Annotated in this window: 12 protein-coding genes and 1 pseudogene; 8 read left to right on the top strand and 5 right to left on the bottom strand. The window is 65.2% G+C overall.

The window, feature by feature from the left end; genetic code table 11:
* Nucleotides 1–73 precede the first annotated feature (73 nt).
* A complete protein-coding gene (alr, locus tag DTW89_RS01465) occupies nucleotides 74–1189 on the top strand; it encodes an alanine racemase (protein ID WP_114654623.1) in 1116 nt (371 codons plus the stop codon).
* A 250-nt stretch (nucleotides 1190–1439) separates the two neighbouring features.
* Here the strand turns inward: alr and DTW89_RS01460 are convergent, their stop codons facing one another.
* Nucleotides 1440–1919 carry a MarR family winged helix-turn-helix transcriptional regulator gene (locus DTW89_RS01460; protein WP_114654622.1) on the bottom strand — a complete coding sequence of 160 codons (480 nt, stop codon included), beginning with the start codon at nucleotides 1917–1919 and terminating at the stop codon, nucleotides 1440–1442.
* Nucleotides 1920–1990: 71 nt separating this feature from the next.
* Here DTW89_RS01460 and DTW89_RS01455 point away from each other — a divergent pair, with 71 nt between their 5' ends.
* The 3 genes from DTW89_RS01455 (at nucleotide 1991) to DTW89_RS01445 (ending at nucleotide 5546) form a co-directional block, all read left to right on the top strand.
* Nucleotides 1991–2803 carry a siderophore-interacting protein gene (locus tag DTW89_RS01455; RefSeq protein WP_114654621.1) on the top strand — a complete coding sequence of 271 codons (813 nt, stop codon included), beginning with the start codon at nucleotides 1991–1993 and terminating at the stop codon, nucleotides 2801–2803.
* Nucleotides 2775–3812, top strand: coding sequence for a lytic transglycosylase domain-containing protein (locus tag DTW89_RS19940; protein WP_330861842.1), 1038 nt, complete (start codon nucleotides 2775–2777; stop codon nucleotides 3810–3812). The genes DTW89_RS01455 and DTW89_RS19940 overlap by 29 nt, the downstream gene beginning before the upstream one ends.
* 153 nt (nucleotides 3813–3965) lie before the next feature.
* Nucleotides 3966–5546, top strand: a complete 1581-nt coding sequence (locus DTW89_RS01445) for an ABC transporter substrate-binding protein (protein WP_114654620.1) — start codon at nucleotides 3966–3968, stop codon at nucleotides 5544–5546.
* A 97-nt stretch (nucleotides 5547–5643) separates the two neighbouring features.
* On the opposite strand, the gene DTW89_RS01440 is transcribed toward DTW89_RS01445, so the two are convergent.
* From DTW89_RS01440 to hpaI, 3 genes and pseudogenes are all read right to left on the bottom strand, one after another.
* Complete coding sequence (locus DTW89_RS01440; protein ID WP_024813694.1) at nucleotides 5644–6255, bottom strand: glutathione S-transferase family protein; 612 nt, start codon at nucleotides 6253–6255, stop codon at nucleotides 5644–5646.
* Between the two features lie 76 nt (nucleotides 6256–6331).
* Nucleotides 6332–6795, bottom strand: a pseudogene (locus tag DTW89_RS01435) (ketopantoate reductase C-terminal domain-containing protein); the annotation flags it as partial.
* A gap of 106 nt (nucleotides 6796–6901) precedes the next feature.
* Nucleotides 6902–7741 (bottom strand): 4-hydroxy-2-oxoheptanedioate aldolase, encoded by an 840-nt coding sequence (hpaI, locus tag DTW89_RS01430; protein WP_114654619.1) that lies wholly within the window; start codon nucleotides 7739–7741, stop codon nucleotides 6902–6904.
* A 116-nt stretch (nucleotides 7742–7857) separates the two neighbouring features.
* Between hpaI and radA the strand changes: the two genes are divergently transcribed.
* Genes radA through DTW89_RS01410 form a run of 4 tightly spaced genes read left to right on the top strand, consistent with a single transcriptional unit; the run spans nucleotide 7858 to nucleotide 10931 of the window.
* The gene (gene radA / locus DTW89_RS01425; RefSeq protein WP_111865895.1) at nucleotides 7858–9237 is read left to right on the top strand and encodes a DNA repair protein RadA; all 1380 of its coding nucleotides are present in this window, start codon (nucleotides 7858–7860) and stop codon (nucleotides 9235–9237) included.
* 58 nt (nucleotides 9238–9295) lie between these two features.
* Nucleotides 9296–9730 (top strand): glycerate kinase, encoded by a 435-nt coding sequence (locus tag DTW89_RS01420; protein WP_114654618.1) that lies wholly within the window; start codon nucleotides 9296–9298, stop codon nucleotides 9728–9730.
* Nucleotides 9731–9771: 41 nt separating this feature from the next.
* Nucleotides 9772–10722 (top strand): branched-chain amino acid transaminase, encoded by a 951-nt coding sequence (locus DTW89_RS01415; protein ID WP_114654617.1) that lies wholly within the window; start codon nucleotides 9772–9774, stop codon nucleotides 10720–10722.
* Between the two features lie 2 nt (nucleotides 10723–10724).
* Nucleotides 10725–10931, top strand: coding sequence for a zinc-finger domain-containing protein (locus tag DTW89_RS01410; RefSeq protein WP_114654616.1), 207 nt, complete (start codon nucleotides 10725–10727; stop codon nucleotides 10929–10931).
* Between the two features lie 47 nt (nucleotides 10932–10978).
* Here DTW89_RS01410 and DTW89_RS01405 read toward each other — a convergent pair.
* Nucleotides 10979–11860, bottom strand: an 882-nt coding sequence (locus DTW89_RS01405; RefSeq protein WP_114654615.1) for a glycosyltransferase family 32 protein, incomplete at its 5' end; no start/stop codon positions are given.

Below are 11860 nucleotides of genomic sequence, written 5' to 3'. Positions count from 1 at the left end.
TGTCTGGCGGTTATATCACGCACCCACGGGCGTGCAGTGCCAGAATCCCATGCTTGTTTCTTCGTATATCCCCATGCCGCGCCCGATTCACGCCACCATCCACACCGATGCCCTGCACCACAACCTCGCGCGCGTGCGCCAGGCCGTGCCCGATGCCAAAACCTGGGCGGTAATCAAGGCCAACGCCTACGGCCACGGCATCGAGCGGGCCTTTGAGGGCCTGCGCGCCGCCGATGGTTTTGCGCTGCTTGACCTGGCAGAGGCCGAGCGCGTGCGCCACCTGGGCTGGCGCGGCCCCATCCTGCTGCTGGAGGGCGTGTTCGAGCCGCGCGACCTGGAGCTGTGCTCGCGCCTGTCGCTGTGGCATGCCGTGCACTGCGACGAGCAGATCGACATGCTGGCGGCCCACAAGACGCAGGTGCCGCACCGCGTGTTCCTCAAGCTGAACTCGGGCATGAACCGCCTGGGGTTCACGCCGCAGCGCTATCGCACTGCCTGGGCGCGTCTGAACGCGCTGCCGCAGGTGGACGAGATCTCGTTCATGACCCATTTCAGCGATGCCGACGGGCCGCGCGGCATTGCGCACCAGATGGCCGCGTTCAACACCGCCACCGAAGACCTGCCCGGCGAGCGCAGCCTGTGCAACAGTGCCGCCACCCTGCGCCACGCGGCCGATGCGCGCGTGCGCGCCGACTGGGTGCGCGCAGGCATCGTGCTGTATGGCAGCGCGCCCGATTTCCCTGCCCACAACGCGGACCACTGGCAGGTGCAGCCCACCATGACGCTGGCCACCCGCATCATCGGCACGCAGCAGCTGCAGGAGGGCGACACCGTGGGCTACGGCTCGCGCTTCACGGCCGAGGGGCCGCTCACCATCGGCGTGGCCGCCTGCGGTTATGCCGATGGCTACCCGCGCCACTGCGACACCGGCGCCCCCGTGCTGGTGAATGGCGTGCGCACGCGCCTGGTGGGCCGCGTCAGCATGGACATGGTCACCGTGGACCTGAGCCCCGTGATTGCGGCTGGCGTGGACGCCGGCTTCGGCAGCGAGGTCACCTTGTGGGGCCGCGCCCGCAATGGCGCCGTGCTGCCCATCGACGAGGTGGCGCAGGCCGCCGGCACCGTGGGCTATGAGCTGATGTGCGCGCTGGCGCCGCGCGTGCCCGTGGCGGTGGACGGCGTTGCCTGACCTGGAAGCCGCTGCGGGGCACCACCATTGACCATTTCCCGCGCCCAGGCGCAAGTGAAGGTGCAAGTGCAGGTGCAGTCACTGCCCGCGTCGGTGAGGTTTCTGCGGGGCTGAATACTATGTTTTTTGATAGCTGCTAGCGCTTTATTGATAAGCGCTATAGCCTGATTTCATCTAAATATAGCCGGCATCTTTGATGCTTGAAACAACCGTTCAGGCGGGGCTTGATCGAATGTTCGGGGACGCGCACTCAATCGCCTCGCTGGCAATCGACCGGATCGCCCTGCTCAGCGGGCAGGGCATCGAGGTTGCCGCGCACACGCGCCAGCAAGGCCAGCAACTGGGTCTGCGTGGCCTCGTCGCAGCCGGCAAGCACCGATGCTGACAGTGCTTGCCGTGAAGCCTGCAGCGCCTGGTACAGGGTGGCGCCTTCAGCGCTGAGGGTGAGGCAGCGGCTGCGTTTGTCCTCGGCATGGGGCAGCCGCTCCAGCCAACCCCTGTCCTGCAGCAGGCCAAGCATGCGCGCGACCTGCGCTTTGTCCGCGCCGCTGTGGCGCACCAGCTCCTTTTGCGTGGCGCCGGGGTGGCGGCCAATGAAGGAGAGCGCACGCATCTCATTGAATGTCAGCCCGGGATGCACGTCCGCCATGGCGCGCACCATGCGCGCCCGGTAGGCGTGCATCAGCTCGTGCATGGCTTCCAAGACGTCGGGGCGGGTGCGCTGGGTCATAAGCAAGGCAATAGGTTGACAAAGTCAACTTTATGGTGAATAATTGATTGATTAAATCAACATTTTAACGCATGAGCACACCTCTTTCCATCGCTGCGACTGCCGCACACCTGGCCATCGAACGCATTCGCCACCCGATCCAGGCACGCCATCTTCAGGTGGTGCGCCGCATCCAGGTCAGCCCCGGTTTTGTGCGACTCACATTGGCGGGCCCGGAACTGGCCGGCTTTGCCAGTGCGGGCTTTGACGACCACCTCAAGCTCATCCTGCCGCAGGCCGGGCAGGAGCGCCCATCGTTGCCCATCGTGCAGGATGGCCGTCCCGTGTTCTCCGGCCCCCGCCCCGTGCTGCGCGACTACACCCCGGCGCGCTTTGACGCCGCCGCGGGTGAGCTGGACATTGAAGTCGCGCTGCACGAGGCCGGTCCGGCGTCGGACTGGGCGGCTGCAGCCTTTGTCGGCCAGTGGGTAGGCATTGCGGGGCCACGCGGCAGCCTGGTAATTCCTACCGGTTTTGACTGGCACTGGCTCATCGGCGACGAGACCGCACTGCCCGCCATCTCCCGCCGCCTGGCCGAGCTGCCTGCACATACACGGGCCACCGTGCGAATCCAGGTGCAAAACCCTGCCGACCGGCGAGCGCTGCCCAGCGCGGCGCAACTGGACCTGCAATGGGTGCCGGCCTTGCCTGCCGCCGTGGAAGAACTGGCGCTTCCTGCCGGCGCGGGCTACATCTGGGCTGCGGGTGAACATGCCGACATGGCCGCCGTGCGCCGCGCCGTGCTGGCCAAGCCGGGGGTGGATGCCAGGCGCATGCGCATCGCCGCCTACTGGAAGCGGGGCGTGGCCGATCACCATGAGGATCTGGCCAACGCAGCTGCATGAGGTGGGCCTGTGCCGGCAGTGGCAAGGCGCACTGCCGCATGGCCCCCGCGGGGTGCATATCGCACAGGACGTGACGGGCAGCGCAAAGACGCGCATACTGAAAAACATGCGTGCCAGCCTGTCGATCCTTGCGCCGCTGTCGGTGGCGTTGTTCTGCGCCTTGGGTGCCGAGGTGGCGCGGGCGCAGGGCGGTGAAACCGACCGCACCCGGGCGGCCAGCCTGCGTCAGGAGGCTATTGCCTATGAGCACGGCGAGGGCGTAGCGCGCGACCCGCTGCGGGCCGCCGCCCTGTATTGCGCGAGTGCGCGGCTCGGTGACATGCAGGCCCAGTACAACCTCGGATGGATGTATGCCCATGGGCGCGGTGTGCCGCGCGACGATGCAGCGGCCGCCTTCTTCTTCCAGGCCGCTGCCGAGCAGGGGCTGGGCGTGGCCGCGCGCATGTTGCAGGTGGTCGGCGGCGCCACCGCAGAGGTGCCCGCGTGCCTGCGCCCCCCACCGCCCGCGCAGGCTGTGGCAGCCCCGCCGGGCGTCGACTACCAGTTGACCGCGCCACGAAAAATTGTGGAGCTGGTGCTCAAGATGGCGCCGCAATACCAGGTCGAACCGCAGCTGGCGCTGGCCATCATTGCCGCCGAATCGAATTTCAACACCCACGCGCTGTCGCCCAAGAATGCACAGGGCCTGATGCAGCTGATTCCCGAGACGAGCGAGCGCTTCAACGTCAAGAACCCGTACGATCCGGCGCAGAACATCCGCGGGGGCCTGACCTATCTGCGCTGGCTGCTGGCCTATTTCGAGGGCGATGTGGCGCTGGTGGCTGCCGCCTACAACGCCGGCGAGGGAAAGGTCGAGCGCTACCGCGGCGTGCCGCCCTATCTGGAGACGCGCGCCTACGTGCAACGCATCCTGAAGGCCGTTGGTGCAACCGCGCACCCGTTCGACCGCACCGTGGCCCCGCCTTCACCAGCGCTGGAGCGCATTCGGCTGGCGCTGCGGCGCAAATAGGGTGCAGCGGCGCACCAGCGCAGACGCAATCCGTTGGTGGCGTGCATGGGCGCGTCGTGCCCCTGTTGGGCATATGGATACAACAACAAAATTGTTCCGACGACGCTCGACCTCGGTCAAAGTAGGGGTTTGTTATTCGAGAGGCACAAGCCCATGCAATTCAAACCTCTGCTCCTTGCCGCAGCCCTGGCTGTCACCCTGCCCGTGGTCACGCAGGCCAAGACCTTCCGCTTTGCGCGTGCCGTGGATGTGTCTTCGTGGGACGTTCACGCCCAGAACGTGGGCGTGAACAACACCTTGCACGCAGCGGTGTACGACACGCTGGTCGAATACAACAGCAAGACCTTCAAACCCGAGCCCGCGCTGGCCACCGAGTGGAAGCTGGTGAGCCCGACACAGCTGCGCATCACCCTGCGCAAGGGCGTGAAGTTCAGCGACGGCAGCGACTTCACCGCCGACGACGCCAAGTTTTCGCTCGAGCGGGCCAAGTCCAAAAGCTCGAACTACGCGGTCTATGCCCAAGGCATTGACCGGGTGGAAAAGGTCAATAGCCACACCATCGACATCTTCTCGGACGTGCCCAACCCGGTGCTGGTGAACCAGCTGACCGAGCTGCGCATCCTCAGCAAGGCCTGGGCCGAGAAGAACAAATCGGTGGACCCCAAGGACATCAAGAACAAGGACGAAACCTTTGCCCACCGCAACGCACTGGGCACGGGGCCTTATGTGCTCAAGTCGTGGACGCCCGACCAGCGCGTGGTGCTCGAGCCCAACCCGCACTGGTGGGGCAAGGGCAAGTTTCCCACCAACGTGACCGAGGTGGTTTACACCCCCATCAAGTCGGATGCCACGCGCACGGCGGCGCTGTTGTCGGGTGAGATCGATTTCATCATCGACCCGAGCCTGCAGGATCTGGCGCGGGTGCGCCAGACACAGGGCCTGAAGGTGCTGGAAGGCGCCGAATACCGCACCATCTTTCTGGGCATGGACCAGTTCCGCGACGAATTGCCGGGCTCGAACGTCAAGGGCAAGAACCCGCTCAAGGATCAGCGCGTGCGCAAGGCGCTCTACCAGGCGATCGACATCAAAGCCATCCAGCGCGTGGTGCTGCGCGGCCTGGCCCAGCCCACGGGGGCGCTGGTTGCCCACCAGGTCAATGGCTGGACGCCCAAGGCCGATGTGCGCTACCCCTTTGACGCCACGGCGGCGCAAAAGCTGCTGGCCGATGCCGGCTACCCGCAGGGCTTCGAGGTGGACTTTGCCTGCAGCGCAGGCCGCTATATCAACGACGAGCAGCTGTGCCAGGCCATCGCCTCGCAGTGGGCCAAGGTGGGTGTGAAGGCCAAGCTGCGTTCGCTGCCGTTTGCCACCTATTTCCCGATGATCCAGCGCAACGAGGCCAGCATCTATTTGCTGGGCTGGGGCGTGCCAACGTTTGATGCGTTCTATTCGCTGCAGTCGCTGATCCGCTCGCCGGGCGCGGGTGGTGATGGCAATTTCAACCTGGGCCGCTTCAGCAACCCGCAGCAGGATGCGCTGATCGAACGCATCAAGAAGGAAACCGATGCCGTCACGCGCAATGGCCTGATCGAAAAGGCACTGGTGCAAGACCACGAGCTGATTTCGCACATTCCGCTGTACAACCAGGTCATCCCGTGGGCGGCTACGCAGAAGGTGGATTTGCCGCACCGCGCCGACAACCGCATCGACTGGCGCGCGCTCAAGGTCAACTGACCAGGCCCGCACAGCCAAAAAGCCCCGGTGCTATCCAGGTGCCGGGGCTTTTTTGCGCCCGTTTCCCGCCCCGGTTGCGGCCCGCCGAAGCGCGCATTCAGGCCAGTGCGCGCTGCACGGCAGGCCGCTCAGCCATGCGGCGCCGGTGGTCGGCCACCTTGGGGAACTGCGCCACGTCCACGCCATCGCTGTGCAGCCAGCCGGACATGGTGAACAGGTAGGCGTCAGCGACGGAATAGGGCTCCCCCAGCACCCAGGGGCCTTGCAGGTAGTGGCGTTCGATCACGCCAAAGCACTCGGCCATGTTCTGCGGCACCTTGCGCAGCATGTCGGCATGGGAGGCGGGCTCGTCCGCCCAGCGGCTGGCGCGCGGGCGGTGGGCGTGGGCTACGTGGACGGTGGAGGCCAGGTAGTTGTTGAACTCCTGCATGCGCGCAAAGGCAAACGGGTCCAGCGGCGCCAGTTGCGCCTGGGCATAGCGCTGGGCCACATAGGCCAGCAGGGCCGGGGTTTCCGTCAGCACGCCGTGTTCGGTGACCAGGGCGGGTACGCGCCCCTTGGGGTTGATGGCCAGGTATTCGGGGCTGCGTTGCTGCTGGGCGGCAAAGTCGAGGCGCACCAGTTCGTGGCCCGCCTGGGCCTCGTGCAAGGCAATGTGAACGGCCAGGGCACAGGTGCCGGGGGTGTAGTAAAGCGTGAGAGTAGTCATGGTTGATATGCTATAAAATAAATAGCTGCTTGCGCTTTGTGGATAAGCGCTGGAGGCCAATTTGGTTCGAAGGTTGTCAGTAGAGGTTGCGCGTGCGGACCATCAGGCGGGTCAGGCCCAGCGAGGCGTCGGTGTGGGGCGTGGGCGTGCCGGTGATCTGCCCCAGCTCCCGCACAGCGCCCACCAGCGCGTCGATCTCCAGGGGCTTGTTCGCCTCCACATCCTGCCGCATAGAGGTCTTGAACGCCCCAGCTTGCGCGTGACGGCATGGCGATCCTCGGGCTGCTGGTCAATGGGCAGGCCCAGCTTTTCGCCGATGGCCTTGGCCTCCAGCATCACGGCGCTGACAAAACCCCGCACCAGGTCGTCGTCCAGGATGCGGTCGGTGGTGGCACCCGTCCGGGCGCTGATGGGGTTGATGGTGAGGTTGCCCCGCAGTTTTAACCAGATGCACTTCTGGATGCAGTCGGTCCCCTCCACATCGATGCCGCCGCGCGGCAGCGTGTCGGCCAGGGTTTGCAGTCGCTCGCCGAGCCAGCCCCTGATAGCACCCGCCCCGTCAATGCATGCTTTCATGGTTGAAAGGCCTTTGTCTTGCAGGCGGTGATGTTTTGGTGGATTCGATGCGTGTGGTTTCGCCAGGGTCTCAATAGCCCGCAGGGCGCTGGGGTGCGCCAACGGCATCGGCGCGAAACCGCGCCAGCAGATCCTGCGCGGCGCTGGCCAGCAGCATGGTGTCCACCCCCACCGCCACAAACAGCGCACCGGCCGCGAGCCATTGGCGCGCTTGGGATTCGGTGGTGGCCAGAATGCCGGGCGCCTTGCCCGCGCGCAGGATGCGGGCAATGCCGTCGTGGATGGCGGCCTGCACATCGGGGTGCCCCGGGTTGCCCGGGTGGCCCATGGAGGCCGACAGGTCGGCCGGGCCGATGAACACGCCATCCACACCGGGCGTGGCGGCCATTGCATCGAGGTTGCCCATCGCTTCCACGGTTTCGGCCTGCACCAGCAGGCACACCTGCTGGTTCGCCTCGTGCACATACTGGGGGTAGGCCTGCCAGCGCGACGAGCGGGCCAGGGCACTGCCCATGCCACGTACACCTTCGGGTGCATAGCGTGTGGCGCGCACCAGCTGCTGTGCTTGCTCGGCGGTGTCCACCATGGGCACCAGCAACGTCTGCGCGCCGATGTCCAGGTACTGCTTGATGAGTGCGGTGTCGCCCACGGGCACGCGTACGATGGGGTGGGGCGCCTGCGCGCCCGGCGGCAGGGCGCTGCTGGCGCTGGCCGCACTGGCTATTGCCTGCAACTGGTACAGGATGGAGCGCAGGTCGTTGGGCGCGTGTTCGCCATCGATCAGCAGCCAGTCGTAGCCGGTGCCCGCGATGATTTCTGCGCTGTAGGCGTCGGCCAGCCCAAGCCACAGGCCGATTTGCGCCTGGCCCTGGGCCATGGCCTGTTTGAAGCGGTTGGTGGGTGTCTGCAATCTGAACTCCTTGCGGCGTTGCCAAGCCTGCCATCGTACGGGTTGCCGCCAGCGCGTGTGGGCACGGCCGCTATAGTCGGCTGCCCCCACCCCGGGGCTCCTTACCGATACCTGCCATGGCCAAAGATAAAACCCTTTTCACCTGCACCGAGTGTGGCGGCACCAGCCCGCGTTGGCTGGGCAAGTGCCCATCGTGCAACGCGTGGAACACGCTGATCGAATCGGTGGCAGAGGCGGGGCCCGGCAAAAACCGCTACAGCGGCGCGCAGTTTGCAGGCCTGGCGCAGGCGCAGGCTGTCATGCCGCTGGCGGCGATCGAGGCGACCGACATTGCGCGCACCCCCAGTGGCATTGATGAGCTGGACCGTGTGCTGGGCGGGGGCATCGTCGAAGGGGGCGTGGTGCTGATCGGGGGCGACCCTGGCATAGGCAAGTCCACGCTGCTGCTGCAGGCGCTGGATGCGCTGCAGCGCGCAGGTCTGCCCACTTTGTATGTGACCGGCGAGGAAAGCGGCGCCCAGGTGGCGCTGCGGTCGCGCCGGCTGGGGCTGGACCATAGCCAGGTGAATGTGCTGGCAGAGATTCAGCTGGAAAAGATTCTGGCCACCATCGAATCCATGCAACCGGCGGTGGCCGTGATCGACTCGATCCAGACGGTCTATTCCGACCAGCTCACGTCGGCACCCGGCTCGGTGGCGCAGGTGCGCGAGTGCGCGGCGCACCTCACGCGGTGTGCCAAGGCGTCCGGCGTGGCGATTGTGCTGGTGGGCCATGTGACCAAAGAGGGCGCGCTCGCCGGGCCCCGCGTGCTGGAACACATGGTGGACACGGTGCTGTATTTCGAAGGGGATACGCACAGCCAGTTCCGGCTGGTGCGCGCCATCAAGAACCGCTTTGGTGCCGTGAACGAGATCGGTGTGTTCGCCATGACCGAAAAGGGCCTCAAGGGAGTCAGCAACCCCAGCGCCATCTTTTTGAGCCAGCACAGCGAGCCGGTGCCGGGCAGCTGCGTGATGGTCACGCTCGAAGGCACCCGGCCCTTGCTGGTCGAAATTCAGGCCCTGGTAGACAGCGGTGGGCCCAGTCCGCGGCGCCTCTCTGTGGGCCTGGACAAGGACCGTCTGGCCATGCTGCTGGCCGTGCTGCACCGCCATGCGGGGGTCGCTTGCATGGACCAGGATGTGTTTGTGAATGCCGTGGGCGGCGTGCGCATCAGCGAGCCCGCCGCCGATCTGGCCGTGATGCTGGCCATCACCTCCAGCCTGCGGGGCAAGGCCTTGCCGCAGGGGTTCATCGCTTTTGGCGAGGTGGGGCTGGCAGGGGAGGTGCGGCCCGCACCGCGCGGGCAAGAGCGCCTGCGCGAGGCGGCCAAGCTGGGCTTCAGCGTGGCGGTGGTGCCCAAGGCCAATGCGCCCAAAAAGCCGATCGAGGGCCTCACCATCCATGCCGTGGAGCGGGTGGAAGAGGCCATGAACGTAGTGCGCGGCATGGGCTGATGCCCTCATACGCACTCCCCACAAGGCAAAGCGGTTGGCGCCGTAAGACAATGGGGCCATGAATTTGCGAAACATTCTGGTGCCCGTGGGGCTGGTGATTTTGGTGGTGATGGGCTTTCGGTCCTATGGCTGGATGGGTGTCGCGGCCGTCGGCGGTGGCGTGGTCATGTGGGCCCTGCTGCATTTCACGCGGCTCATGAATGTGCTGCGCAAGGCGGCAGACCGCCCCATCGGTCATGTGGGCAGCGCTGTCATGCTCAATGCCAGGCTGCAAGCCGGGGTGAGCCTGATGCATGTGGTGGCCATGACCCGTTCGCTGGGGGCGCTGCAGTCGCCAGAAAATCAACAACCCGAGTTTTACCGGTGGACCGATGGCACCCGCTCGCATGTCACCTGCGAGTTTCACAACGGCAAGCTGGTGAAATGGGTGCTGGAACGCCCCGCAGCCCCCGAGGATGCGCAAGATGGCACCGCGGGATCGGCCGCCCCGTAAAATCTGATTTTTGCGACTCTCCAGCAAACCAAAGGACACCCATGAGCCCCGTAGTTCCCTCGATGGCCGACCGTGACGGCAAGATCTGGATGGACGGCCAGATGGTCGATTGGCGCGATGCCAAGATTCATGTGCTCACCCACACCCTGCATTACGGCTGCGGCGCCTTTGAAGGCGTGCGCGCCTACAACACCGTCAATGGCACGGCCATTTTTCGCCTGCAGGAGCACACCGAGCGGCTGTTCAACAGCGCCAAGATCCTGCGCATGAAGATTCCCTTCAGCCAGGAAGAGGCCAACGAGGCGCAAAAAGCCGTCATCCGCGAAAACAAGCTCGAATCGGGCTACATCCGCCCCCTGACCTGGATTGGTGACAAAAAGCTGGGCGTGAGCCCCAAGGGCAACACCATCCACCTGATGGTTGCCGCCTGGGCCTGGGGCGCCTACCTGGGCGAAGAAGGCATGAAGCGCGGCATCCGCGTCAAGACCAGCAGCTACACCCGCCACCACGTCAACATCACCATGACGCAGGCCAAGGCCGTGAGCAACTACACCAACTCCATCCTGGCCAACATGGAAGCTACCGACGAGGGCTACGACGAGGCACTGCTGCTCGATAGCTCGGGCTTTGTCTCTGAAGGTGCCGGTGAAAACATCTTTGTGGTGAAGAACGGCGTGATCTACACGCCCGACCTGTCTGCCGGTGCCCTGAACGGCATCACCCGCAACACGGTGTTCCACATCGCCAAGGACCTGGGTCTCGAAATCGTGCAAAAACGCATCACGCGCGACGAGGTCTACATCGCGGACGAGGCATTCTTCACCGGCACGGCGGCAGAAGTCACGCCCATCCGTGAGCTGGATCGCATCGAGCTGGGCAAGGGCGACTACGTGGGCAGCCGTGGCCCCATCACCGAAAAAATCCAAACGGCATTCTTTGACATCGTCAACGGCCGCAATCCCCAATACGCTCACTGGCTCACCAAGGTTTGATCATGTCCCAAGCAGTTGTTGAAGTTCTGGCCAAGGACCTGAACGCCCAAGGGGCCGTGTTCTGCCCCAATCCCAAGGCCGGCATGAAGCTCTGGAACAGCCACCCCAAGGTGTACCTGGATGTGGCCCACAACGGCGAAGGCAAGTGCCCTTATTGCGGCACCATCTACCGCCTGAAGGCGGGGGAAGTGGTGCGCGCGGGGCATTGAGCTAGCAGCTCAGACAACCCCAGCCCAGCACCCCGCTGGCGATGCGTTCAATGTGGCGCCGCAGGGCGGGCGGCGGGGGGCAAAGGGGCGGCGGCCTGGCAGGCCTTCCCCCACAGGCTGTGGGGCGCGGGGGCGCCGTGTTGTGCCATGAGTTCAGCGAAATGCCGGCGCTCTCCGCCGCGCAGCTTGACCAGTGGCGCCATGTGGGGGTCTGCGGCCACCAGGCACAGGCGTGGGTAGAGCAGGTACCACTTCCACGACACGGCTTTTTGATAGAAAAACGCCGTGTCCTCGGCTTTGGAGAGCGTCAGTCGGCTGTTCGGGTGGCGGCGCAGCACCCGCTGGGCGGTGACATGCCCCAGCAAATAGACCGGATCGGTGATGCCCTGCAGCAATGCGGCGTAACCGGGTTCGCGCTGCAGCGATGCCAAATAGGCTTGCGTGCCGATTTCAAAAAGCGCATGGTGAAACTCTCTTTGCCATGCCGTCACAAACGCCCCACCCGCTGGTGCGCCAAACGCCCAGTTCTCGATCACGGGGTAGCGGGCATCGTGCGTGTAGCCGCCCAGGTAAAAACCGACGAATTCCGAGTCCTCTGCGCCTTGCCTGGCCTCTAGCCAATCCAGGGGCTGGGTCAGTACCACGCTGGCATCCAGCCAGTAGCCACCGTAGCGACTGACCAGGTACAGGCGAATCCAGTCAGACTGCTTGACGGGGTTCAGCGCACTGAACCCCTCAGGCCAGTCGGTGGGCGGCACATGGTCGCGCACGGTCTGCTGGTTCAGTACCTGTACTTCAAAATCGGGGCACTGGGTTTGCCAATTGGCGATGCATTGCTGGACGAAAGGGTCGGGTTCCACCGCATGCCAGTAACTCCAGATCTTGCGGGGAATGGGCGCGGGGTGCTCGGTGGGTGCCGTGCTTGGGGC

It is taken from the genome of Acidovorax sp. BoFeN1, assembly GCF_003345135.1.
GTDB lineage: Bacteria > Pseudomonadota > Gammaproteobacteria > Burkholderiales > Burkholderiaceae_C > Acidovorax > Acidovorax defluvii.
This window is presented reverse-complemented; position numbering and strand designations above follow the sequence as displayed.